This is a genomic window from Sphingomonas sp. IBVSS2 (assembly GCF_002127225.1).
In the GTDB taxonomy this organism is placed as follows: Bacteria; Pseudomonadota; Alphaproteobacteria; order Sphingomonadales; family Sphingomonadaceae; genus Sphingomonas.
Window position 1 is genome coordinate 829,270 of sequence record NZ_NFUR01000002.1, and the last position, 23,013, is coordinate 852,282.

Genomic DNA, 23,013 nt, shown 5'->3' on the forward strand with positions numbered 1-23,013 from the left:
ACGGAACCTTTGGGGGATGAAATTACTCTAGGAGATCGCGGCGCCGCAACCGGATGGGCGCTGGTTGGCTGGAGCGGGCGTGGACCTTAGTGACCAAGAAGCGGACGCCGGAAGCGCGCGAGCGGCTGCTCCGCGCGTGCCATGGCGCTGGCGCCGTGCGGCCGTCGGCCTGCTGGTCCTGCTGGCCGTGGCGGCGGGGGCGGCATGGCTGCAGCGCCGAACGATCGCGCGCGGCTTCGTCGACCGCGAACTGGCCAGGCGAGGCGTTCCCGCCCGCTATGAGATCGAGCAGCTGTCGCCCTGGCGGCAACGGCTGGTCAACGTGTCGATCGGCGACCCACGCAACCCGGACCTCGTCGCGGACTGGATCGAGCTGCGCACCTCGCTTTACCCCTGGCGGGCGGAGGTGCTGGTGGCGAAGGCGGGCAAGGTCCGGGCCAGGGGCCGGATCGTCAACGGCACACTTTCGATGGGCTCGCTGGACCGGCTGCTGCCGCCGCCCTCCGGCAAGCCATTCTCGCTGCCCCGCCTGATCGTGGATGTCGCCGACGCCCAGCTTCGGCTCGACAGCGGCGGCGGCCTCGTCGTGCTCGGTCTCAGCGGCAAGGGGATGCTGGCCGACGGCTTTGCCGGCACGCTGCGCGCCGATACCTCCCATCTGCGCATCGCGGGCTGCGCCCTGGAGGGCGTCGCGGCCAGGATGCAGGTACGCGTCAGCCACGGGGCGCCGCGCCTGGACGGCCCCGTCCAGACAGCGCGGATCGCCTGCGCGGATACCCGTGTGACCCAACTCCGTGTCGAGGTCCGGGCGGCTCTGGAAGCATCGCTGGCACGCTGGAAGGGCAGTGCCGACCTGGATGCCGCGGCCATGGACTCTTCCTTGGGGCAGTTGCGCGGGCTGCGTGGCGGCATCGGCTTCGATGGGGATAGTGCCCGTACGGCGGGCAGCGTCGCGCTCCGCTCCGGTCCGCTTGCCACTGCGCAGGTCGGCGCGGGTTCGGCGGCGATATCCGGCCGCTATGCATTGGGCGAAACCGCTGCGTTCCAGGGCGAGGTCGCCGTGGAGGGGGCTGCATTGCCGGCATCCCTGCTCGGCCGGGTCGCGGGCTATGGCAATGCTGGGCAGGGAACGCCGGTCGCGCCGCTGGTCCGGCGGCTAGCGCGCGCCGTGGGCGAGGCCGGCCGTGCCTTTGGCGGTTCCGCGGCTATCGAGCTCGCGATGCATGCCGATCGGACCACGCTCCGCCTGCGCCGGCTGGACCTTGCCGCGCGCTCGGGCGCGCGATTGCGTTTCGGACAGGGCGCCGGCCTGGGGCTCGACCTGCGCGATGGCGGGCTCGATCTCGCGGGGCAGCTCTCGCTCGGCGGCGGCGGACTGCCGGATGCGGCGGTGCAGCTGTCACGCCGGGCGGGGACCGGCGAACTGCGCGGCACCGGCCAGGTGCGGCCCTATATGGCCGACGGCGCCCGGCTCGCACTCTCCGCCCTCGATTTCAGCGTGCGCGGTACGGCCGGCGAAGTGCGGACCGCAATGACCTTGTCGGGGCCGGTGAACGGCGGGCACGTCGATGGGCTGTCGATGCCGCTCCTGGTGCGCTGGGATGCGCAGATGCTCGCGGTGAACCCCCAGTGCGGCGTGATCGGCTTCTCGCGCATGGCCATGGGCAGTGCCGTCCTGGATGGCGATCGTCTCAAGCTGTGCCCGCTCGGGCCGGCAATGGTCCGATGGGGGCCGCATGGGCTCGCCGGCGGCATCCGGCTCGCACAGCCGGAACTGAAGGGCAGAGTGGGCGACAGCGCCTTGCGCGTTGCGGCGGAAGCGGCCCAGCTCGACCTGGCCGCCAGCCGCTTCACCGTTGCCAAGGCAGCGGCGCGCCTGGGGGGCGATCGGCCGACCCGCCTCGATATCGGCCGGTTGGAGGGCGACTTCCGCTCGGGCCTGGGCGGAGAATTCGACGCGCTCGGCGGCCAGATCGGCGCGGTGCCGCTGCTGCTCTCGGAGGGCAAGGGCAGCTGGCATGTCGAGAGCGGCGATCTGTTGCTGCGGGGCAGCTTCACCCTTGCCGACGCGGAGGCGGCGGCGCGCTTCGAGCCCCTGGCGGCGCCCAACGGCAGCTTGCGCCTGAGCGATGGCAAGATCGACGCACAAGCCGCATTCGTCAGCCCCAAGCGCCAGCTGCCCGTGGGCACGGTGAAGATCGCGCACGACCTGGCGCGCGGGGAGGGGCAGGCGCTGCTCGACATACCCGGCATCCGTTTCCATACGGACGGCCTGCAGCCCGGCGATCTCACCTCGCTGACCTATGGCGTGATCGCCGATGTGGACGGGCTCGTCGCCGGAACCGGCCGGTTCGGCTGGTCGGGCGACACGGTGACCAGCACCGGCCATTTCACTGCGACCGATGTCGCCCTGGCCGCGGCCTTCGGCCCGGTGCAGGGGCTTACGACGCAGCTCGACTTCACCGACTTGCTGAACCTGCGCAGCGCGCCGGGGCAGGCGGCCGATATAGCCGAGATCAATCCGGGCGTTCCGGTGCGCGGCGGCGTGCTGCGCTACCAGCTGCTCGACAGCCGCCGCGTGCGGGTGGAAGGGGCGCGCTGGCCCTTCGCGGGCGGCGAGCTCGTCCTGGATCCCACCGTCCTCGATTTCGACGTGGCGGGCGAGCGGCGGCTGACCTTCCATGTGAAGGGCGCCGACGCGGCGCTGTTCCTGAAGGAAATGGCCTTCGACAATCTGGATGCCACGGGAACGTTCGACGGCACCCTCCCGATGATCTTCGACGCGCAGGGCGGGCGGATCGAAGGTGGCGAACTCCGCGCCCGGACGGGTGGGCACATCGCCTATGTCGGCGAGGTATCGCGGCAGGATGTCGGCTTCTGGGGCAACATGGCGTTTCAGGCGCTGAAATCGCTGAACTACAAGGATCTCACCATCCGGATGAACGGCCCGCTGGCCGGGGAGATGATCACGGATATCGGCTTTTCGGGCGTAAGCCAGGGCGCGGGCACGAAATCGAACTTCCTGATCCGCCGGCTCGCGCGGCTGCCCTTCGTGTTCAACGTGCGGATCAGCGCGCCCTTCCGCCAGCTGCTGGACTCCATCCAGTCCTGGTATGATCCGCGCCGCCTCATCGAGCGGAACCTGCCGTCATTGATCGAGGAGCAGAATCGTGCACAGGAGAGCGCCAAGCCCGCCGTTCAGCCCCGTGAAAGCGCCCCTGTCCCATGAAAGGCAAGAATATGCAGCTTCGAAGCATGACACAGGCGTTGCCACACTGGATCGGGTGCCTTGGAGCGGCGCCGGTGATGCTCGCGGGCGGTTGCGTGAACGTGACCGCGCCCGACAAGCCGATCGTCATCAACCTCAACATTTCGATTACCCAGGAAGTGGTCTATCGTCTCGACAACAAGGCGAAGGCCATAATCCAGGACAATCCGGGGATATTCTGATGCGCAAGTTGCTTCCCACCTTCAGCCTTGCCGCGGCGCTAGTGGTTGCCATGGCCGCGCCTGCTTTCGCGCAGCGGGACCCCGCCTATCAGGCGGCGCGCCAGGCCGGGCTCGTCGGCGAGCAGCCCGACGGCTATCTCGGCATCGTCGGCAGCCCGACGGCCGAGCTTCAGGCAATGGTGAACAACATCAACATCCAGCGGAAGCGCCAATATACCCAGCAGGCGGCGGCAAGCTCGACGGTCGAGCAGATGGCGTTCGTCACCGGCTGCAACCTGATCGCCCGCACCGTGGCGGGCGAGAAATACCGGGCACCCGATGGCCGCTGGCTCACCCGTGGCGGCGATGCGCCCGTACGGGATCCCCGCTGCCTTTGAACGGCGGGGGTGGCGCGCGCTCCGGCGAGCGCCTCGGCCCTATGTCGCGTCGTGGAAGATGATCCCCAGGGTGTGGCGCGTGCCGGACCGCACGCGGCTCACGCCATGGCGCATATTGACGCGATACGTGCCTCTCGTGCCTTGCACCGGGCGATGGTGGACGGCGAATGCAACGGCGTCGCCCCGCCGGAGCGGCACGATCTCGGCCCGACTCTGCATGCGTGGCCGCTGCTCGGTCAGCACGAACTCGCCTCCGGTGAAATCGACCCCCGGCTCGGAAAGCAGGATCGCCACCTGGATCGGAAAGACGTGCGCGCCATAGAGATCCTGGTGGAGGCAGTTATAGTCGCCGGGGCCATATTGCAGGAGGAGCGGCGTCGGCCGGCGCTGGCCAGCGGCATGGCATCGTTCGAGAAAGGATGGGTGGTCGGCGGGATATCGCGCATCGATGCCCATGCGGTCGTTCCATGCATTGGCGAGGTCCGCCAGGCGCGGATATAGCGCCGCGCGCAACGTGCCGACGAGATCGGGCAGCGGATAGCGGAAGTAGCGATACTCGCCCTTGCCGAACCCGTGCCGGGCCATGTGCACATGGCTTCGAAAGCGGCTCTCGTCGGAATAGGATGCCGCGATCGCGCGACACTCTTCCGGGGCGAGCAGCCCGGGCAACATCGCCGAACCCTGGCCGTCCAGCTCCCGGGAAGCGGTCGGCCAATCATGATCGGCGATCCGTGCCGCCATCTTATCCAAGGTTATCAGGGTCATGGCATGTGTTCCTTGCTGCGCCTCGGGAGCATCGATATCGGGCGTGCGCGCCGGCCGAACTCCGGTCCTTGCTCTCGAACCTGCGGCAATGGGTTCGATCGCGATCAGCGGGCGTGCCGGAAGGTCAGGTTGATGCGCTGCCGGCCCAACCGGTCGTGGAAGCCGTCCTTCAGCTCCGCCACGCCGTGAAAGCGAAGGCGCGCCGGACCGCCCCAGACGACGACGTCGCCATGATGCAGGGCAACCTTGCGTACCGGATCGTTGCGCCGGATCCCCCCGAACTGGAAGATGGCGGGCAGCCCGAGCGAAACCGAGACGATCGGTTGCGTGAAGTCCTGCTCGTTCCGGTCCTGATGGAGCGACAGGCGCGCGCCGGGGACATAGCGATTGATCAGGCACGCGTCCGGCCGAAACTGCGCATGGCCGGCCTCTGTCGCCGCCAGTTCCGCCAGTGCCGCGAAGCATTCGGGCATCTTCGGCCATGGCTTGCGGGTTTCCGGGTCGATCGCGTCGTAGCGATAGCCGCTCCGATCGGTGATCCACCCGGCCGCGCCGCAATTGGTCGTGGCGACCGACATGGCATAGCCGCCCGGCGTGACCATGTGCCGGAAGGGCGAAGCGGCGGCGATGCCATGGATCGCCTCGACCAGCGCCGGCGCGAACGGCAATGCCAGCCCGCGCAGGAGCATCGCACCGTCGGCAAGGGCTTCGCGCGACGGTTCCTCCGCCCGCAGCGGGGCGAACAGGTCAGCCATATGCGCGTCTTTCCAGCATCGCGAACGCCATGCCGTCCGCGGCGACCGGGTGCACTCCGATCCTTGTCTTCAAATCGAGCCTGGAGCGCCCCGTCCCGCATCCCGATCGGCGTCGGGGGTGGCGATCGATCTCTGCACAAGTCGCCATGCCTGCTTCCTGCGCTGCTGTGCCGGGCTGCCGGGAGCGACGGTGTCGGGGGGAGGGGGCACGGCCCGGAGCCTGACGACGCATCGCGTTCCATTCGGCGCGAGATTGTCGATCTTGAGCGAGCCGCCACAGGCGGTCATGATCCGCTCGACGATGGACAGTCCCAGGCCGGCGCTGTCGGTTCGATTGGCTCCCTCCTTTCGATAGCGCTTGATCTGGTTGGCCACGACCTCGACGGTGAAGCCGGGGCCATCATCCGCCACGACCATGCTGCCGTCCTGCTCGACCCGGACCGAAACCGTGCAGCCCGCGGGCGTGTGGCGAACGGCGTTGTCGATCAGGTTCGTCAGCGCGATCTGCACCAGTCCGGGTATGCCTTCCACCCAGGAATGAACGCCGGTGGGCGCCGTGAAGTTGATGTCGTGATCCCGGCGAAGCGCGAGCGGCGCCATCACGCTGACCACTTCGCCGGCAAGCGCCACGGGATCAAATATCTCGACCCCTGGATGGTGGCGATCCACGATCGCCAGATCCATCAGCTGCTGGACCACGCGATTGGCCCGCTCGACGCCCAGTTGCACGGCGTCGCGTTCGGGAGAAGGGTCGAGCGCCTCGAGGCGCAGGGAGATAAGCGCCAGCGGAGTACGCAATTCGTGCGCGACATTGCCGATGAACTCGCCCTGGAAACGATAGCCAGCTTCCAGGCGGTCGAGGGCGTGATTGGTTGCGTGCACGAGGGGAACGGCTTCCAGGGGAACACTCGTCGGCTCCAGGCGGTGGCCGATATGGTCCAGGCCAATCGCATCGGCCTGGCGCGCCATGCGCCGAAACCTGCCCGTCACGCGGCCCAGGATGAGAAGTCCGATGATCAGCGAGGCGAACAGGGAGGCCGGGACGATCCAGCCGGAACGCTCGAGGAAGGTCGTGACTATGTCGTCGACGATATGGTTGGGAAAGGTTCGATCCTGCGCAACGACGATCCATTCCTGGCGCCCGGGACGGGGCGCCGGGAGGGTCAGCACGTCATAGCGGCCATATTTGAAGAATATCGGCGTGTCGCCCCGCTGGAGGTCGGCGGACGGGATCGGAGGCGGGCCGGAACTGGACTCGAAATCGAGGCCGCCGGTATCGGCGACGCCGAACCTGCCTTCGAAGGTGAAGCCGCCGGCCTGCGATCTTATGGGGCTGCCCGTTGCGATGATCAGAGCCTCATGCCTCAGCTTGTCCGCTACGAACTGATCGGCAGTCGTGCTCAGAAGATATCCGAGCAACATGGGCAGGAAGACCGCCAGAAACAGCACGAGAACGACCTGGGACAGGAACAGCTGCCAGAACATCGATCTGGGGAAGTGCACCTTCACGAGTTCAGCAATATGTAGCCGATGCCGCGCACGGTCTTGAGTCTGACCTGTGCCGCAAGGCTGTCCAGTTTCCGTCGGATCCGGTGGATGTACACTTCCACCGCGTTCGAGCCGAGCATGTCCCCCGAGCCGAATAGCTGGTCTTCGATGACGCGCTTGGAAAGGACATGGCCCGATCGACGCATCAACAGTTCGAGCAGTTCCGCCTCGCGTTCCGAGAAATCGGCGGGCTCGCCGCCCACTCGCACTTCGCGGGTCCGGGTATCCAGCGACAGGTCCCCGACAGCGAGGAGATGTTCGACATAGCCGCCCTGCCGGCGGAGCACTGCGCAGATCCGCGCATGCAGTTCGGGAAACAGGAAGGGTTTGACGATATAGTCGTCGGCACCGCTATCCAGCCCCTGCACGCGCATCTCGCCCTCGCCGCGCGCGGTCAGCACGAGAATTGGCTCCATGCGCTTATACGCGCGCAGGCGCCGCAACAGGGCGAGGCCGTTCTCGTCCGGAAGGCCGAGGTCGAGGATGATGGCCGCATAGTTGACGGTCTGGATCAGGAGCTCGGCATCGCCGGCGGTCCTGGCAAGATCGCAGCGCACGTCGCGCTTCGCAAATGCCGAGGCCATCGCATGGGCGAGATCCGCATCATCCTCTACGATCAGCAAACGCATCTAACTCGCTCCGTCACGGCCAGGGGCCGCATCTAGTCAGGATCCCTCTCCGAACAGGTCGGGGGCAAAAATGCCGTCAGGATCGTCGGTGAAGGTATCGGCAGGCGCGCGGTCGGTCGGCAGCGCCGGATCGGTGTCCGCATGGCCGTGCTCGATCATCGCCTTCGCCACGGCTTTCATCTGTCCCATTGCTGGACAGGATGGCGCGTACCTCATGACGGCGACTATCGTAGCGTTGTCCCGCGTGGACAAGCGGCTTCGCGTGGTGGGGAGGCCGCTGTCGCCCTCCGGAAAACTCCCTAGCCACAGGACTGCCTGAGGGGCCGGGATAGCGCGGAATTCCGCCATTCCCCGACCATGTCCCCTGAAAAGGCGGCGCGGGGCCTGTACGGATTCGAGACAGCACCCGATCGGCCGACATCTGCCCGTAAGGTTGGAGTAAGCAGCCTCGCCCACGAGGGATTGGCCGAGTTTCGGCATGGCTCGGGTTTCAGGGAAGCGCCATGCGCGAGGCCAGTATCGGAGAATGCACCATGGAAGAACGAGCGCATTCCTATGACCATCTCACTCCCCGCGAACTGCAGGTCCTCGATCTCGCCGCCGGCGGTTTCTGTGCGAAGGAAATCGCCAGACGGCTCGAGATCAGTCCGAAGACCGTGGATCGCCACGTCGAGAATATTCGCCTGAAGCTTCGTGCCCGAAACCGCGCCCATATGATCCAGCTGGCGTTCCGGTTCGGTCTCCAAGGTCATCTCGACATTCCCTTCATCATTGCCGGTTGAGACAAGGCCCGTTGCCGCCCCTATTGCTGGGGCAGCGGCGGCGGCGGCGGCGGAAGCATGCCCTTGGGCGCTTGCGGCGCGAAGGCGTTCGTGCGTGCCAGGCGCGCGGCTTCCTCGTGGATCGCGGCCTGTACCGCCGGATTGCTCAGGTCCACCGGCCCGGCATTGGGATTTCCGGGGATCGCGCGGCTGTTCGCGACGAGCATGGCCATCGGCGCCTTGCTGCCATCGGCGGCGCGATAGCGGCCGGGATCGGCACCAGGGCAGGTCGTGCCCGTGGCGGCGAAGAAGGCATCGGCGCTCTTGCGATCCTGGCACATCCGGGCGACCGCGACATTGTCGAAGCCCATCGCATGCCACGCGGCGGCATCGGACCTGCGCGTACAGCCTTCGTCGCTGCGGCCGAAATTGAGGTTGATCCCGATCGGCCCGCCCGCAATGCCGCCGCCCGTGCCGATCAGGCAGGGATTGGCGCCGGCGAAATAGCTGCCCTGGACGCTCGGGGTGGTCCACTCATGCCCGCTATAGGTGACGGTCTCGTGGGCCGGAGCCTCGCTGACTGGGCCGGTGATCGCCTCGACGGTCACCGCACTATTGGACGAGGCGTTGTCCGTCGCCGTCTGCTGGGCGTTGGCGGCTGTGGCACTGACCATCAGGACGAGGGTCGCCGCGACTGCTAGGTGCTTCATGATCGAACTCCTGAACGGAAAGGGAGGCGGGACGGCGGCTGCCGCCCCGCCTGTAAGCCTCCTATTCGACGGTCCAGCCGAGCGAGCCGAACCCGAACCCAACCAGTCCCACTGCTCCTGCGGCGTTCCAGTCGATGCTGGCTGCATTCACGGTGGTGGTGTTGGACGCATTGAAGTTGGCGGTGAACTTGTAGTCGCCGGCGCTCTCGCCGAAGTTCATCACCTGCATGTTCAACGCGGCGTTCCCGTGGGTCAGGCCACCATAGACACCGCCGTTGTAGCTGTTGCTGGTGATCGATCCGACGCCCGAGGGGCTCACGCTGGAGGTGATCGAGGTGCCGGCATCGCCGACTCCGCCGACCACCGCATAGCTGGTGCCGCCGGGCAGGCTGTTGATGTTCATCGTACCGCCGAAACCACTGCCGGACGACGCCGACAGCTCGTTGTTGATGGTTCCGCTGATCCCGCTCGTGCTGGTGCTGCTCAGCGAGTCGGTATTGATGCCGCCATTCGTGAAGCCGCCGACACCCACGCCGATACCTCCGCCGATATTGCCGGAGCCCGACGATTGGGCGAGGGCCGGAGCGGCCGTGAGTACCGCCAGGGCTGCTGCGCCGATTGCAATAATCTTCATCATACATCTCCTACCGTCCCAGCGACTGCTGGTGCCCGGATTAGGACATGGGGGCAGGCTTACAGCTATCCGGCGGAACCCGCCCGATGCCTCCCGCCTTACAGCGCTCCAACATGCTAGGCCGTGGGGGATTTCCCGGGGGGCGTCAGCCGTGCGGAAGCATTGCTGCGAAGGAAATATGTTTCCTTACAGCGGGATAGTGGCCGATCATCTGCAAATCGATTCAGGGCCGAAAGGCGCCTGAGCGCCCGCCGGCGGTCAACCGAGCGGGGGCAAACCGTCCATGATCGCAGTCAGCGCGAGCGCGTTCTCGCGTTCCATCGCGCTGTGCCCCGCATTGGTCACCACGAAGGTCGCGGGTTCCGTGCCGGCTTCCCGCAAAGCGGCGGCCAGCCGCGAGGCCTGGGTCAGCGGGCAGACCAGATCGAACCTCCCATGGACGATGTGCACCGGAATGGTCGCCAGCGTCGCGGCGTTGCGGATGAGATGGTCCGCTTCCAGGAACAGCCCGTTGGCGAAGTAATGCGCTTCGATCTGCGCGAAGCTCAGGGCGAAAACATCTTCGCCGAACTTCCCGCTGTCATCGACGTCGGGGATCGCATGGGAGATGGTGCCTTCCCAGATGGACCATGCCAGCGCCGCCGCCAATTGCTGCTCGCGCTCCTGCTTCGTCGACGGCACGCGGTCGAAGATCGCCTTATAGGCCTTCATCACGTCGCCGCGGTCGGCAGGAGCGATCGGGGCGAGGAACCGGCGCCAGGCTTCGGGATAGCTGACATAGGCGCCCGGCGCGGTGAGGGCGAACGGCGCATCCTCGAACGTTGCCGCATTGCCCTGATACATGAAATCGAGATCCTCCGCCGCGCCCAGGAAGATGCCGCGCAGGATCAGGCTGGCGCAGTGATGCGGGTGGGCGATCGCATAGGCCATTGCCAGCGTGCTGCCCCAGCTTCCGCCGAACACGTGCATCCTTCCGTCGATGTCCAGCGCCGCGCGGAGGCGGTTGATGTCCTCGATCAGATGCGAAGTCGTGTTGTTGGCGAGCGCGATCGCGGGGCCGGCGGATGCGACGGTCGGCTCGCTCTTGCCGCAGCCGCGCTGGTCGAAAAGGACGATCCGATAGCGTCCGGGATCGAAATAGCGCGCCATCGCGGGCGTGCAGGCTCCGCCCGGGCCACCATGGAGCACGATGACCGGCTCGCCGGCCGGGTTGCCATATTCCTCCCAATAAAGGCGGTGATCGGGATCGCGATCGACCTGCAACAGCCCGCTGCTTCGGGCCTCCGCCGCCGGATAACGCCATTCGTCGACGATCTTGCTGGTGCGCTGGAGCTGGGAGAAATCCATGTCCGTTTCCCGTGTGCTGGGCCCCGTATGTCGGGCGATCGCGACGCTGGGCCGCATGCGGGCTGTATCCCCGGCAGGAGCACCGGTATAGCCGTCTATCTTCTCGCGGTCCCTAGGGTTCGCGTCGGCGCCCGCCGCCCCATATCGCGTCCGGGCAATGGATCAGGCCGTCCGCATAGCGGACGCCCGGCGTGCGATCCCGGGCGAGGAAGGTGGGTCCGTCCAGATCGCAAAGGTCGCATCGCTGGCCGAGGACGAAGGCGGGGGCCTGCGACCAGCTCGTGCCGGTCATGTTCCCGACCATGACGCCGAAGCCCATGCGGCGCGCGGTACGCTCCATTTCGAGCGCGTGCGTAAGGCCGCCGCACTTGTCGAGCTTGATGTTGACGAGGTCGACCAGGCCGACGAGCCCCTCGAGATCGCCGCTGTCCTGGACGCTTTCGTCCGCCGCGATCGGGATGGCGCGGTCGACATGGCGCAGGTCGGCATCGCGCCCGATCGCGAAGGGCTGTTCGATCAGCGTCACGCCGGCCGCGCGCAATATCGGCAGGATCGCATCGAGCCCATCCGGATCGAAGCCGCGGTTTCCATCGACGGCGATCGCGACATCGGGGCGCGCCGCGCGCACCGCCTTGACCCGTTCCCCGTCCTCGCCATCGCCCTCCAGCTTCAGCTTGATCTGGCGCGCGTGCGCCATGCCCGCCGCCTTACGCGCCATTTCTCCCGGGGAAGCGATGCCGATGGTGAAGACGGTGGGGAGCGATCGTGTCCCGGACAGGCCGGCGAGCTGCCATACCGGCTTTCCGGCATGGCCCGCCTCGATTTCCCAGAGCGCGGCGTCGAGGGCGTTGCGCGCGCCCCCGGCCGGCAGCAGGCGCTGAAGCCAGGCGCGATCGATCCCCTCCGCGAGCACGGGCGCGAGCCGCGTCACCTGCTCGACGATCCGCGCCGCGGTGTCTCCCCGATAATAGACGCCGCACGCCTCGCCGCGGCCGATGACGCCGCGATCCTCGATCGTGACCACGGCGATCTCGGCATGGGTGAAGGTCTCGCCGGAGATGCGGAACGGCTCCGCCATTTCCCATTGTTCGGTTCGTGCATCCACCTTCATTGCGCGCTTCCTCCGTGCCGCCGGCATAGCGGCGCGGCGCGGGCCGGCTTTGCAGTCCGGCGCGCGGTTTCGCGAATTCGCGGGTCGGATTGCAAAGCAGGGCGCGGCGCGATGTGGCTGTCTCGCCGGCCTGGCATCCGGAGAAACATCGAGTGAATTCGCCTTTCGCGCCCCGTTCGCCGGAGGATGTCGCCACGCTCGTGCGCACCTGCCCGCTGGCATGGCTGGTGAGCGTCGATCCAGCCGGCGAAGTGCTGAGCAGCCAGCTGCCGCTGCTGGTGCTGCCGCCGGAGGACGGCGAGATGCTACTGCTGGGCCATATGGCGCGCACGAACCCGCTGGTGGCGCGCCTCGGCGAGCGGCCGCGTGCGGCGATCCTGTTCCAGGGGCCGAATGCCTATGTCTCGCCGAGCTGGTACGCCGATCGGGATTCGGCGCCGACATGGATCTATGTCAACGCGACGCTCACCGCCGATATCACCCTGCGCGCGGATCTGACCGATCGCGCGATCAACCTGCTGGTCCACCAGATGGAGCAGGGCCGCCCCGAGCGCTGGCGCGTGACGGAGATCGCGCATCGCTACGCCGCGTTGCGCGATCGCGTGATCGGGTTCACGGCGACGATCCTGAAGGTCGATGCGCGGTTCAAGCTTGCCCAGGACGAGGCGCCGCCGGTGGTCCGCGAAACGCTCGACCATCTGGAGGATGATGCGCTGGTCCGCTGGGTAGCGGCCATGAACGCCGAACGGCTGGAGGCGGAGGCGTGATCGACCTCGCCATTCGCGGCGCGCTGGTGATCGACGGCACCGGTGCGGCGGGCATCGTCGCGGATGTCGCGGTGGAGGGCGACCGGATAGTCGCGATCGGCGGCAACATCGGCGTGGCGCGGGAGGAGGTCGATGCAGCGGGGCTCACGCTCGCGCCGGGCTTCATCGATGCGCACACGCATGACGACCGGCTGATCCTCGGCGGGGCGGAGGCGATGCTGTGCAAGCTGTCGCAGGGGGTCACGACGGTGATCGTCGGCAATTGCGGGATCAGCCTGTCTCCGGTCGCGTTCGACAGCCGCCCGCCTGCGCCGCTCGATCTGCTCGGCGACGCGCGCTGGTGGCGCTTCCCCAGCTTCGCCGCCTATGCCGCGCAGCTGGCGGAGGTCCCGCCGGCGGTGAACGCACTGGCGCTGGTCGGCCACATGCCGATCCGGATCGAGGCGATGGGCGGAGACACCGGGCGGGCGGCGACTTCCGCGGAAGTCGGGCGGATGGCGGCTCGGCTGGCCGAGGCGCTCGACCAGGGCGGGGCAGGCCTGTCGACCGGTCTCTGGTACGCCCCCGGCGGCGGCGCAGAGAGGGATGAACTGGTTGCGCTCGCCCGGTGCGCGGCGGCGCGGAACGGGCTCTACGTCACGCATCTGCGCGACGAGGGGAACGCGGTGGAGGCGGCGGTCGCGGAAGCGATCGGCATCGGCGTGTCCGGCGGCCTGCCGATCGTCATCAGCCATCACAAATGCACCGCCCCGGAGAATTTCGGCAAGTCGCACGCGACGCTGGCGATGATCGACGCCTGCGCCGCCCACCATCCCATCGGCCTGGACGTCTATCCCTATTGCGCATCCAGCACCGTGCTGCGCCCCGAATGGGTGCGCCCCGATATCGAGACGGTGGTGAGCTGGTCGGTGCCGCATCCAGACCGCGCCGGGCAGTCGCTCGCGGAGATCGCCGCCGAATGGCGGGTTCCGCTGCATGAGGCGGCGGCGCGCCTGGTGCCGGCGGGGGCAGTCTATTTCTCGATGGACGAGGGCGAGGTGCGCCGCATCATGGCGCACCGGCTGACGATGATCGGCAGCGACGGGCTGCCGCATGACGAGCGGCCCCATCCGCGCCTGTGGGGCACATTCCCGCGCGTGCTCGGGCACTATGCCCGCGACCTGGGGCTGTTCCCGCTCGAGACCGCGGTCCACAAGATGACCGGGCTGACCGCGGAGACCTTTGGAATATCCGGCCGCGGGATCGTGGCGGAGGGCGCCTATGCCGATCTCACGCTGTTCGACCCCGCGCGCATCATCGATCGTGCTGATTTCACCGCGCCGACCCTGTTGTCGGCAGGCGTCGTCGCGACATGGGTCAACGGCCGGCTGGCCTATGGCGAGGGGCAGGGCGTGACCGGCGCCTGTGCCGGACGGCTGCTGAAGCGCGGAAGCTAGTCGCGGCCGTCCAGCCGCTTCAGGTCCTCGGGCACATGGCGGGCGGCGACCAGGTAGAAGGGGATCGAGGCAGCGGCTGCCGCCACGCCGGCGAACATCGCGTATCGCAGCGAGTCGGCGCCGAACACCGGCCGCAGCAGGTCGCTCAGCACCCCGATCACCAGCGGGCCGAGGCCGAGGCCGATCAGGTTGCCGACGAACAGCTGGATCGCCGCGGCACGCGCGCGCATCGGCGGCGGCGTGATCGTCTGGATCGTCGCGATGCAGGGGCCGATGAACGCGGCGCTGAGCGAGACGGGGATGACCGCCGCCGCGATCGCCACCGCGACATTGCCGGCCAGGAAGAACGGCACCCAGAAGGGAATCGAGACGACGGCGGCGATGGCCGGCGCCAGCAGGTTGCGATGGATCCCGCCGCGCCGCGCGGCGATGTCGGCGAAGCGGCCCGAGGCATAGGTGCCGAGTCCGCCGCCCAGGCCGACGATCAGCGCGAAGATCAGGCCCACCTCGGTCGAGCCCATGCCATGCGAGCGGATCAGGAAGGCGGGGACGAAGGCAGTGATGCCATAGCCGGAAAAGGCGCTCATCGCCGTTCCCAGCACGATGTAGCGATAGGAGCGCTGCCGCCACAGGAAGCCGAGCCGCACGGCGGCGGGCGAGGGCGATTGCACCGGCGCGGGCCGGGGCGGGTCGCGCAGGACCGCCATCGCCAGCAGGGTCAGCAGCAGGCCGGGCAGGCCGGCGGCGATGAAGGCCGCGCGCCACCCATAGGCGTCGGCGATCCAGCCGCCCGCGAAAAAGGCGATCATCAGCCCGACATTGACGCCGGTGGCGTAGATCGCCTGGGCCGTCGCCCGTTCGGACGGGCCGTAGAGGTCGGAGATGATCGATTGCGAGGCCGGCCCGGTGCCGGCTTCGCCGACGCCCGTCAGCATCCGCGCGACGACGAGCTGCCAGAAGCGCGCGACCAGCCCGCACGCCAGCGTCATCGCGCTGAAGCAGGCGAGCGAGGCGATGATGATCCGCGAACGGCTCATCCGGTCGGCGGCCAGCGCGATCGGCATGCCCAGCGTCGCGTAGAACAGGGCGAAGGCCGGGCCGACGAGCAGCCCGAGCAGCGTGTCGGAAACCCGGAACTCGTGCTTGATATGCTCCAGGATGATCGCGAGGATCTGCCGGTCGATGTAATTGACGGCGTAGATCGCGCTCAACAGCAGCACGATCGCGCCCCGCGGGATCTTCGCCCCGCGTGCCTCAGGCCGCATCGTCGTCCCCTTCGCTCGCCGGCCTGGCGCCGCGTTTCAGGCTGGAGGCAAGGTGCCGCACGCGCAACTCATCGTTCGCCACCTTGCGCATCTGGATCGGCGAGACGCCGAACGCGGCCTTGAAGGCGCGCGTGAAGCTCGCCGCATGTTCATATCCGGTCTCCAGCGCGATCTCCATCATCGACATCTTGGAATCGCGGATGAGGTCGAGCGCCAGCTCCATGCGCAGCTTGTCGCGGATGCGGCCCACCGTCTCGCCATAGATCATGCGGAAGCCGATCTGCAGACGGTGGCGGGTCATTCCCACCATCTCGGCGATCTCGTGGATGCTGATCTGCTGGTCGATATTGTCGCGAATGATCTGCATCGCCCGCTTGAGCCGGCGATGGTCCTCTGCCTCGAACCGGCCGCCGAACTGCTCGCTGTCCGGCTGGGACAGGCCGAACAGGATGTGGCAGGCGAGCTCCAGCGCCTTGGCGGACATGAACGCGCCGCGAAAGGCGCGGGCGAAGGGCGGCGAGATGAGCTGGTGCGCGGTGAGCGAGGCCAGTTCCGACAGCGGCACGTTGCGGACGGGATAGTCGCCGCCGTCACGGACATAATGCGCGAGATCGGCCGGGATGTCGCTCTCGGTCAGGCCGGTCAGCTCGAAGAAGCGCCCGCGCTCGAAATACAGGGTGACCCAGCGCAGATGGTCGCCCGCCTCGTAGACAGTGTCGAAGCTGCGCCCGCCGCCCGTGCCGTAGATGGTGCAATAGCCGTCGGCGAGTTCGCCGTCGGTGCCCGCTGCATCGGTCAGCCGGACATTGCCGTTCAGCACCGCGGACAAGGCAAGATAGTCGTCGCACCGGTGGCTTCGGGCGAGCTGGCGGCGCGCCACCATGTTGACCAGGGCGACGCAAACGCCGTTGTGCAGCTCGTAGAATTCCCATCCGCCCTTGGCGACATTGCTGTCATATTCGTAGCGAAAGCCGAGGCCGCCGGGCGTCGGATGGCTCCAGCCGTCCGATTTCCGCGTCGAGAGCCCCTCCGCAGCGGCCGGGTCGCGAAGCTGCGCCAGCATGTCGTGCAGGCTCCGGGAGAGGATCTCGGGCGGGGGCGGGTCGGTCATCGTCGGTCAGCCCATCCTCGCGCCGGGAACGCAGCCGGGCCAGCGATCCTTCCACGGCGCGGCGTGCTCGAGCTGGCGGGCCAGGTCGAGCAGCAGCGGCTCGCCGCCCCGCCCCGCGGCGAACATCGTGCCGATCGGCACGCCGTCCGGCCCCGGCTGGATCGGCAGCGACATCGCCGGATGGCCGGTCAGGTTGTGCAGGGGCGTGTAGGACACATAATCGAACATCAACTGCATGATGTGATCGAAATCCGCGTCAGGGGCCAGTTCCCCGATGCGCAGCGCGGGAAGGCCGAGCACCGGCGACAGGATGACATCGGCATCGCCGAACGCGGAGTCCAGCGCGCGGCGGGCATCCTCCGTCGCGCGGAAGAGGTGGTCGATATCGTCGATCGCGGCGCCGGCCGCCCATTCGCCCAGCCCCAGCGTCCAGGGCTCGACCGCGATATCGGCGGCGGCGCCGAAACGCGCACGGGCCGATTGCAGCACGTCGCGCGCCAGATAGGCCCAGATCGCCTTGAATGCCACCATCACCGCCGGGCCGTCATAGGGCGGCGGCGCCTCGAACACATGATGGCCCAGTTCCTCGCACAGCCTGGCGCTGCGCAGGGTGCTGGCGAGCACGTCCGGATGGGGCTGGTCGCCGTTCAGGTTGGTGGTGACCACGGCGATCCGCAATTTCTTCTCGCGGAGGGGTGCGGGCGAGGGCGCGTTCGCGGCAACCATGCCCATCGCCCATTCCACGTCGCGCACGCTGCGGGCGAGCAGCATGTCGCAGGCGAGCAGGTCCTCCATCAGGTGCGGCGCACGGGCGCGCCGAGTCGCGCCGCGCCCCGGCTTCAGGCCGACCAGCCCGCAGCACGAAGCCGGGATGCGGATCGAGCCGCCGCCATCCGCCGCATGGGCCAGGGGCACCATGCCGGTCGCCACCGCGATGGCCGCGCCGCCGCTCGATCCGCCGGGCGAGCGCTCCGCCGCCCATGGGTTGCGCGCCGGGCCGTAGAGCAGCGGCTCGGTGGTCGGCAACAGGCCGAATTCCGGCGCGTTGGTCTTGCCCAGGGCGACCAGACCGCCGTCGTCCAGGGCCTGGGTGAACGGGAAGTCGACATCGCCCGGCGCGGCATCGCGGTGGAGGCGGCTGGCGCTGCGGTTGGGCATGCCGCGATAGTCGAGCCCGTCCTTGAGCAGCCACGGCACGCCTGCCATCGGCCCGGCGGCGCGGTCGGCGCGGGCCAGCGCGGCATCATAGTCGCGGTGCGTGATCACATTCAGCGCGCCATCGAGTGCTTCGATCCGCTCGATCGCGCTCTCGCACAATTCGCGTGCCGACACTTCGCCCCGGCGGACGAGCGCGGCCTGGTCATGCGCGTCGAGGCGGCCGATCTCCCATGCCATCGTCGTTCTTGGCGCCAGGGGTGTCTGTTCCGCGATATCCTGCATCGGTTGCGTCGTCCGTCCCACATTGATTGACGACGATGATTTGAAACCATTCCGGGCATTTCGGTTTAGCCGTCGAGGCGCGCCAGTTCGCGATTTTTCCCGCCGAAACCGTGACGGCTAATGGCGGGCCCGGAATGGCAAAGCGGTCCGTCCGGCGTTGCGCCACCCCTCATCGCCTTCTGGCAATGAAACGGGGATGACGATGCAGGCACCATATCTGCTTTTCCTGGGCGACGTGGACGAGCTCAGCGCGGCGAAAACGGCTGCGGGGGTCAATCAGTGGCGGCGCGAGCTTGTGCTGGCGCAGCATCGGCTGCCCGGCTGCACGGTCGATCTCGGCATCGCCGAGATGACGCCTGCCGAGGCTGCTCGCGCGGGCGCGCGGACCATGATCGTCGGCGTGGTGAATGTCGGCGGCTTCATTCCGGAGCATTGGGTCGCGACCATGGTCGATGCGCTGGAACAGGGGCTGGACCTTGCCGCGGGAATGCACCAGCGCCTCAACGACATACCGGCGATCGCCGAAGCCCGCGACCGGACGGGGCGCGCGGTGCTCGATCTTCGCCAGCCCGATCGCGGCTTCCTGCCCGGCTCGGGGCGCAAGCGCTCCGGCAAGCGGCTGTTGACCGTCGGCACCGATTGCGCCGTCGGCAAGAAATACACCGCCCTGGCGCTGGAGGCGGGATTGCGGGCGCGCGGGGTCGATGCCGATTTCCGGGCGACGGGGCAGACCGGCATCATGATCTCCGGGCGCGGCGTTGCGATCGATTCGGTGATCGCCGACTTCATCTCCGGCGCAGCCGAATGGCTGTCGCCCGACGCCGCGCCGGATCATTGGGACGTGATCGAAGGCCAGGGCTCGCTGTTCCATCCGGCCTATGCCGGCGTCACGCTGGGGCTGATCCATGGCAGCCAGCCGGACGCGTTGGTGGTGTGCCACGAACCGGTCCGCACCCATCTGCTCGGCTTCGACTATGGCGTGCCCGACTTGCGGCGCTGCATCGACATGAACGTCGCCGCCGCGCAATTGACCAATCCGGAGGCGCGCGTGGTGGGGATCAGCGTCAACACCTCGCGCATGGAACCCGCCGCGATCGACGCCGCGATCCGGGACATCGAAGCGCAGACGGGACTGCCTTGCAGCGACCCGATCCGGCACGGCGTCGATCGCATCCTCGACGTGCTGCTGAACTGAGTGAGGGGGCGGGCGCTCCCCCTAGCGCGGAGCGCCCGCCCCGGGCTGATGCCGGATCGCGGTGGGGTGCCGCGATTGCTGGGCCTGCGGGAAGCCGCTGTCCTTCCCCTCGACGAACCGATCCAGGAAACCGAGCGAGAAGTCTCCGATCACGCCGTCCATCTCGGCGGCGGAAATGGTGCCGTAGAGCGCCGGCGGTGCCCGATGGCGGAACATGCGGATCAGGTCGGTGAAGGCGAGATGGCCCGACCCCTCGACCCGGAAACGGAAATCGTCCGGCGCGGCGGGCATGGTCCAGGATCGGAACGCGAAGTCCATCGGATGGGTGCGGGGATCGCGGGGCTGGTTCGGATAGAGCGGATAGCGCGGCCAGTCCGAGTGCAGCCACAGCATCGGCCGGCCGGCGGCGCGATCGAACATCATGGGGTCATAGGTCACGCCGTCCAGGCTGATCGCGGCACGGCACCGCGGCTCCTGCACACAGGCTTGCGCCGCGATCCCGCCGCCGAACGACATGCCGCCGAACGCCAGGCGCGCGAAATCCGTCGACCTTGCGATCCGCGCGACGAGTGGCGACGGCCGGCCGCGCTCCAGCGTGGCCAGGACGAAGCGGGTATCGGCCAGCCACGCCTCGGTGCTTCGCATCAGCCGGTCCTTCGCCGCCGCCGCGGCATAGGCCGGAAAGCGCCGGCGCCAGCCCGCGGCGCTCTGGTCCTGCACCAGCGCGCCCAGCGTTTCGACCATCGCCGGGGACACCACCAGCGGCGTGGTCTCACGGCTCCATCCGTCGGCGAATTCATGCCGCGCGGAATCATAGGGGTGGCCGATGCTGGCCACGACATAGCCATGGCTCGCCAGGCGCTCGAACAGCGGCGTGTTCTGGGCCGGGTACATCGTATAGCCATGGTTGAAGACGAGCAGCGGATGGCCGCTTCCCGCCGGTTCGGCATCCAGCAGCGCATGAGTCGGGACGGCGGCGAGATGCAGCAGCTCGAACGAACGATGCAGGGCGTTGCGGGCGATCGATCCCGCGTCGGTCGCGACGGTATCGCGCGGCAGATATCGCGCGAAGGGAGGCTTGCCCCCGGGCGAGGCCGGGTACCAGAGCTGCACCGTCACGCGGCGCGGTTCTGCCACGCCATCCTCCAGCACGCCATGCCGGCCGGCGTCGATGAGCTCGATGCGCGCCGTCCCGATCGGATAGCGGCCGTCCGGTGCGGGCAGCGAGAAGAGCGGGAACAGGTAATAGGGGATCGCCGCACCCGGGATTGCGAGCGCGAACGCCGTGCGCGCGGCGATCCGCATCCAGCGTCTTCGCAAGCTGGGGCCATGCCACAGGCCGGCCGCAGCGATGGCTCCGATCGCCGTCGCCGGAGCCGCCTGCCAATGATACAGGGCAAGCGCCGCCAGCGAGGTTCCGAGCGCGGCCAGCGCCGCCAGCAGCGCGGGTCGCCGCCGGCCGATCGCGGCCAGCGCGGCGGCCGAGCCCAGCAGGAGAAAGGCAGCGACGTCGATCGGGTACACGGGCGGCCCTCCGCTTGGTTAGAACGACTTTCCGAGCCTTATGCCGATCTGGCGCGGCCGCGGCACCGCGCCGATCCCGCCGAGCGTTGGGTAATAGGGCGAATGCTCGTTCAACAGGTTCCGCGCGAAGATCGCGATGTCCAGTCCTTGCACCGTCGCGCCCAGGCTGGCCCCCAGGAAGGATTGCGGCCCGGTGACGATGCGGGTCACGCCCTGTCCGCCGACCAGCTCGTCCTTGTGGTTGAAGTCGATATCGAGATAGCCGGGAACCGAGGCGGCCCAGTTGAAGGCATAGTTGGCGCTGAGCTGGATCGAATATTTGGGCAGCGCGAGCGGGCTGGTGCCGGGCGGGAAATCCACTTCCGCCTCGGGCGTGGAGGCGACGAACACCGATCCCATCACCGTGCCGCTGGCGGACAGCCGCAGGGCGCGCACCGGACTGGCGGTCAGCTGCCATTCCACGCCCCGGATCCGGGTGTTGCCGCCATTGGCGGTATATTGCAGGAACACCGGGGTCAGCACGACGCGATCATAGACCTGGCCGCGATAATATTGCTGGAACGCCGCAACGTTCACGCCCAGCTTCCCGTCGAGCAGGCTCGCCTTGAAGCCGGCCTCATAGGCCATGGAGCGTTCGGGCGCGTAGCTCAGCGGAGGCGGGAAGGCGGGGTTGACCACGGCGTTGAAGCCGCCGCTGCGGAAGCCGTTGCCGACGTTGAAGTACAGGTTCGCGTCGCGGGCGATGTCGTATTTCACGAACGCGCGATAGGTCACGCGCGAGAAGGTGCCGGAAGCGGTCGGCAGGGTGCCGTCGGTGAAGCTGCGGTCGTCGTGCGAATAGCGCAGGCCTCCCCCGATCTCGAGCCGGGGGAACGGCGAATAGGAAGCGTCGCCATAGACCGCCCAGGACTTGGAGGTCGTCCGGATCGGCTCCTGGAGAATGGTGACGGTGGTGGACGGCGGATAGAGCAGCTCCGCGCCGTCCAGGAAGTGGCGCAGCAGGTCGTCGTCCTTGTAGATGCCGCCCAGCACCCATTTGAACGGGCCGTCCCCCTTGGAGGTCAGGCGCAGTTCCTGGCTCGTGATCGACTGTTTGTTGAGATAGCGCGCGTTAGCGATCTCCAGCGTAATCGGCGCGGCCGGATCGTTGGTGGCGTAATAGATCTGGTCGAGATTGCTGTTGCTGTAGCGCCTGCTGTGCGCGGTGTTGCTCATCAGCTCGGCGAAGCCGAGGTCATACTCCACGCGTAGGCTGTAGAGGTCGAGCTCGGACACGCCGCTGGTCCGGCCATGGGGGTCGATGGCGTGGCGATACAGCCCTTTCTCATAGGGCAGGATATTGGCGTAGGAGGGGGAATCCTCGTCATTGTGGCGGATGTCGACCATGCCGACGACGCGCAGCCGCGAGTCCGGCTGCCACAGCAACTTGACGCGCCCGTCATAGATCCGGTTGGAATTGACGTTCCTGGCCCCGGTGCCGACATTGTCGAGCCAGCCGCCATTGTTCTGATACTCGCCGGCGAAACGCACCGCGAGCGTATCCGACAGGGGCAGGTTGAGCGCCGCCTTCACCTGGGCGGAAGCGCGCCCGCCATCGGTGGCGAACAAGGAATAGTCGATCGTGCCGCCGATCCGGTCGAGCTTCGGGTCGTTCGTGACGTAGCGGATGACGCCGCTCATCGCCCCTTCGCCGAACAGGGTGCCCTGCGGCCCCTTCAGCACTTCGACCCGCGCCAGGTCGAGCGCGCCCGCATCGGCATAGACCGGGTAGAAGCCGTCCTGCGATCCGGTGAGCGGCGTTTCGTCGAGATAGATGCCGACGAGCGACGATGTGCCCCTGAGGCTGTTGATGCCGCGGATCTGGATCAGCTGCTTGCCGCCTCCCTGTGAGAAGACGTCCAGGCCGGGCACGTTGTCGGCGATATCCTGCAGCGAAGTGATGTTGCGCTTGGTCAGCTCCGATCCGGACAGGACGTTGACGGTCAGCGGCACGTCGACGACGTTCTGCGCCCGCCGCTGCGCGGTCACGACGATATCGGCCTGGGAGGGCGGGTCCGCCGCCTCCTGCGCCGTGGCGACTCCTGGCGCGAGCAGGGCAGCCAGTGACGTCGCGCAATATAGTAGCCGGTCTTTCTTTCCCGCCATCTCCATGCCCTCCCAATAGCATCGGCAATCGAACGCGCCGTAA

At 67.9% G+C, this 23,013-nt stretch carries 21 protein-coding genes; 7 read left to right on the plus strand and 14 right to left on the minus strand.

Annotated features, from left to right (window positions below):
* Positions 1-136: 136 nt before the first annotated feature.
* Genes CAP40_RS20880 through CAP40_RS09950 form a run of 3 tightly spaced genes read left to right on the plus strand, consistent with a single transcriptional unit; the run spans position 137 to position 3,827 of the window.
* Positions 137-3,229 carry a YdbH domain-containing protein gene (locus CAP40_RS20880; RefSeq protein WP_086129251.1) on the plus strand — a complete coding sequence of 1,031 codons (3,093 nt, stop codon included), beginning with the start codon at positions 137-139 and terminating at the stop codon, positions 3,227-3,229.
* A gap of 26 nt (positions 3,230-3,255) precedes the next feature.
* On the plus strand, positions 3,256-3,450 hold the full coding sequence (locus CAP40_RS20780; RefSeq protein WP_086129426.1) for a YnbE family lipoprotein: 195 nt from the start codon (positions 3,256-3,258) through the stop codon (positions 3,448-3,450).
* Positions 3,450-3,827, plus strand: a complete 378-nt coding sequence (locus CAP40_RS09950) for a YdbL family protein (protein ID WP_086129253.1) — start codon at positions 3,450-3,452, stop codon at positions 3,825-3,827. The genes CAP40_RS20780 and CAP40_RS09950 overlap by 1 nt, the downstream gene beginning before the upstream one ends.
* A 39-nt stretch (positions 3,828-3,866) precedes the next feature.
* Here CAP40_RS09950 and CAP40_RS09955 read toward each other — a convergent pair whose 3' ends face one another.
* From CAP40_RS09955 to CAP40_RS20450, 5 genes are all read right to left on the minus strand, one after another.
* Positions 3,867-4,568 (minus strand): 2OG-Fe(II) oxygenase, encoded by a 702-nt coding sequence (locus CAP40_RS09955; protein ID WP_218822137.1) that lies wholly within the window; start codon positions 4,566-4,568, stop codon positions 3,867-3,869.
* A gap of 128 nt (positions 4,569-4,696) precedes the next feature.
* Positions 4,697-5,347, minus strand: coding sequence for a DNA oxidative demethylase AlkB (alkB, locus tag CAP40_RS09960; RefSeq protein ID WP_086129257.1), 651 nt, complete (start codon positions 5,345-5,347; stop codon positions 4,697-4,699).
* A gap of 69 nt (positions 5,348-5,416) precedes the next feature.
* Positions 5,417-6,832 (minus strand): HAMP domain-containing sensor histidine kinase, encoded by a 1,416-nt coding sequence (locus tag CAP40_RS09965; protein ID WP_086129260.1) that lies wholly within the window; start codon positions 6,830-6,832, stop codon positions 5,417-5,419.
* 20 nt (positions 6,833-6,852) lie between these two features.
* Positions 6,853-7,524 carry a response regulator gene (locus CAP40_RS09970; protein ID WP_086129262.1) on the minus strand — a complete coding sequence of 224 codons (672 nt, stop codon included), beginning with the start codon at positions 7,522-7,524 and terminating at the stop codon, positions 6,853-6,855.
* Between the two features lie 36 nt (positions 7,525-7,560).
* The gene (locus CAP40_RS20450) at positions 7,561-7,704 is read right to left on the minus strand and encodes a hypothetical protein (protein WP_179188043.1); all 144 of its coding nucleotides are present in this window, start codon (positions 7,702-7,704) and stop codon (positions 7,561-7,563) included.
* Between the two features lie 323 nt (positions 7,705-8,027).
* Here CAP40_RS20450 and CAP40_RS09975 point away from each other — a divergent pair, with 323 nt between their 5' ends.
* A complete protein-coding gene (locus CAP40_RS09975; RefSeq protein WP_243857122.1) occupies positions 8,028-8,306 on the plus strand; it encodes a helix-turn-helix transcriptional regulator in 279 nt (92 codons plus the stop codon).
* 20 nt (positions 8,307-8,326) lie between these two features.
* On the opposite strand, the gene CAP40_RS09980 is transcribed toward CAP40_RS09975, so the two are convergent.
* The 4 genes from CAP40_RS09980 to CAP40_RS09995 all read right to left on the minus strand — a co-directional run bounded on the left by CAP40_RS09980 (position 8,327) and on the right by CAP40_RS09995 (position 12,087).
* Entirely contained in the window at positions 8,327-8,995 is a 669-nt protein-coding gene (locus CAP40_RS09980; RefSeq protein ID WP_086129265.1) for a hypothetical protein, read from the minus strand.
* Positions 8,996-9,056: 61 nt separating this feature from the next.
* Positions 9,057-9,629: a hypothetical protein gene (locus CAP40_RS09985; protein ID WP_256924117.1), complete on the minus strand. Its 573-nt coding sequence runs from the start codon at positions 9,627-9,629 to the stop codon at positions 9,057-9,059.
* A gap of 258 nt (positions 9,630-9,887) precedes the next feature.
* The gene (pip, locus tag CAP40_RS09990) at positions 9,888-10,976 is read right to left on the minus strand and encodes a prolyl aminopeptidase (protein ID WP_086129269.1); all 1,089 of its coding nucleotides are present in this window, start codon (positions 10,974-10,976) and stop codon (positions 9,888-9,890) included.
* 112 nt (positions 10,977-11,088) lie between these two features.
* Positions 11,089-12,087: a dipeptide epimerase gene (locus CAP40_RS09995; protein ID WP_218822130.1), complete on the minus strand. Its 999-nt coding sequence runs from the start codon at positions 12,085-12,087 to the stop codon at positions 11,089-11,091.
* Between the two features lie 152 nt (positions 12,088-12,239).
* On the opposite strand from CAP40_RS09995, the gene CAP40_RS10000 reads away from it, so the two are divergent.
* Both CAP40_RS10000 and CAP40_RS10005 read left to right on the plus strand, forming a co-directional pair.
* The gene (locus CAP40_RS10000) at positions 12,240-12,854 is read left to right on the plus strand and encodes an FMN-binding negative transcriptional regulator (protein ID WP_179188045.1); all 615 of its coding nucleotides are present in this window, start codon (positions 12,240-12,242) and stop codon (positions 12,852-12,854) included.
* Positions 12,851-14,290: an amidohydrolase family protein gene (locus CAP40_RS10005; protein ID WP_086129277.1), complete on the plus strand. Its 1,440-nt coding sequence runs from the start codon at positions 12,851-12,853 to the stop codon at positions 14,288-14,290. Before CAP40_RS10000 ends, CAP40_RS10005 begins: the two co-directional genes overlap by 4 nt.
* On the opposite strand, the gene CAP40_RS10010 is transcribed toward CAP40_RS10005, so the two are convergent.
* Genes CAP40_RS10010 through CAP40_RS10020 form a run of 3 tightly spaced genes read right to left on the minus strand, consistent with a single transcriptional unit; the run spans position 14,287 to position 18,061 of the window.
* Positions 14,287-15,555, minus strand: a complete 1,269-nt coding sequence (locus tag CAP40_RS10010; RefSeq protein ID WP_086129279.1) for an MFS transporter — start codon at positions 15,553-15,555, stop codon at positions 14,287-14,289. The two genes, CAP40_RS10005 and CAP40_RS10010, sit on opposite strands and share 4 nt — an antisense overlap.
* Positions 15,545-16,666, minus strand: a complete 1,122-nt coding sequence (locus tag CAP40_RS10015) for an AraC family transcriptional regulator (protein WP_086129281.1) — start codon at positions 16,664-16,666, stop codon at positions 15,545-15,547. The genes CAP40_RS10010 and CAP40_RS10015 overlap by 11 nt, the downstream gene beginning before the upstream one ends.
* 6 nt (positions 16,667-16,672) lie before the next feature.
* Entirely contained in the window at positions 16,673-18,061 is a 1,389-nt protein-coding gene (locus tag CAP40_RS10020) for an amidase (RefSeq protein ID WP_179188047.1), read from the minus strand.
* A 247-nt stretch (positions 18,062-18,308) separates the two neighbouring features.
* Between CAP40_RS10020 and dgcN the strand changes: the two genes are divergently transcribed.
* On the plus strand, positions 18,309-19,301 hold the full coding sequence (gene dgcN, locus CAP40_RS10025; protein ID WP_256924118.1) for an N-acetyltransferase DgcN: 993 nt from the start codon (positions 18,309-18,311) through the stop codon (positions 19,299-19,301).
* A 21-nt stretch (positions 19,302-19,322) separates the two neighbouring features.
* Here the strand turns inward: dgcN and CAP40_RS10030 are convergent, their stop codons facing one another.
* Together CAP40_RS10030 and CAP40_RS10035 are read right to left on the minus strand one after the other, a co-directional pair.
* The gene (locus CAP40_RS10030; protein ID WP_086129287.1) at positions 19,323-20,825 is read right to left on the minus strand and encodes a hypothetical protein; all 1,503 of its coding nucleotides are present in this window, start codon (positions 20,823-20,825) and stop codon (positions 19,323-19,325) included.
* Positions 20,826-20,843: 18 nt separating this feature from the next.
* Positions 20,844-22,970 (minus strand): TonB-dependent receptor, encoded by a 2,127-nt coding sequence (locus tag CAP40_RS10035; protein WP_179188049.1) that lies wholly within the window; start codon positions 22,968-22,970, stop codon positions 20,844-20,846.
* Positions 22,971-23,013: the final 43 nt, after the last annotated feature.

Excerpts from the sequence above, each read along its gene's own strand:
- CAP40_RS09995 (WP_218822130.1), bottom strand. The coding sequence starts at position 12,087 with ATGAAGGTGGATGCACGAACCGAACAATGGGAAATGGCGGAGCCGTTC.
- CAP40_RS09980 (WP_086129265.1), bottom strand. The coding sequence starts at position 8,995 with ATGAAGCACCTAGCAGTCGCGGCGACCCTCGTCCTGATGGTCAGTGCC.
- CAP40_RS09975 (WP_243857122.1), top strand. The coding sequence starts at position 8,028 with ATGCGCGAGGCCAGTATCGGAGAATGCACCATGGAAGAACGAGCGCAT.
- CAP40_RS10035 (WP_179188049.1), bottom strand. The coding sequence starts at position 22,970 with ATGGCGGGAAAGAAAGACCGGCTACTATATTGCGCGACGTCACTGGCT.
- CAP40_RS09965 (WP_086129260.1), bottom strand. The coding sequence starts at position 6,832 with ATGTTCTGGCAGCTGTTCCTGTCCCAGGTCGTTCTCGTGCTGTTTCTG.
- CAP40_RS09985 (WP_256924117.1), bottom strand. The coding sequence starts at position 9,629 with ATGAAGATTATTGCAATCGGCGCAGCAGCCCTGGCGGTACTCACGGCC.
- CAP40_RS09950 (WP_086129253.1), top strand. The coding sequence starts at position 3,450 with ATGCGCAAGTTGCTTCCCACCTTCAGCCTTGCCGCGGCGCTAGTGGTT.
- CAP40_RS10010 (WP_086129279.1), bottom strand. The coding sequence starts at position 15,555 with ATGCGGCCTGAGGCACGCGGGGCGAAGATCCCGCGGGGCGCGATCGTG.
- dgcN (WP_256924118.1), top strand. The coding sequence starts at position 18,309 with ATGCAGGCACCATATCTGCTTTTCCTGGGCGACGTGGACGAGCTCAGC.
- alkB (WP_086129257.1), bottom strand. The coding sequence starts at position 5,347 with ATGGCTGACCTGTTCGCCCCGCTGCGGGCGGAGGAACCGTCGCGCGAA.
- CAP40_RS10015 (WP_086129281.1), bottom strand. The coding sequence starts at position 16,666 with ATGACCGACCCGCCCCCGCCCGAGATCCTCTCCCGGAGCCTGCACGAC.
- pip (WP_086129269.1), bottom strand. The coding sequence starts at position 10,976 with ATGGATTTCTCCCAGCTCCAGCGCACCAGCAAGATCGTCGACGAATGG.
- CAP40_RS10020 (WP_179188047.1), bottom strand. The coding sequence starts at position 18,061 with ATGGCATGGGAGATCGGCCGCCTCGACGCGCATGACCAGGCCGCGCTC.
- CAP40_RS20780 (WP_086129426.1), top strand. The coding sequence starts at position 3,256 with ATGACACAGGCGTTGCCACACTGGATCGGGTGCCTTGGAGCGGCGCCG.
- CAP40_RS09970 (WP_086129262.1), bottom strand. The coding sequence starts at position 7,524 with ATGCGTTTGCTGATCGTAGAGGATGATGCGGATCTCGCCCATGCGATG.
- CAP40_RS20450 (WP_179188043.1), bottom strand. The coding sequence starts at position 7,704 with ATGAAAGCCGTGGCGAAGGCGATGATCGAGCACGGCCATGCGGACACC.
- CAP40_RS09955 (WP_218822137.1), bottom strand. The coding sequence starts at position 4,568 with ATGGCGGCACGGATCGCCGATCATGATTGGCCGACCGCTTCCCGGGAG.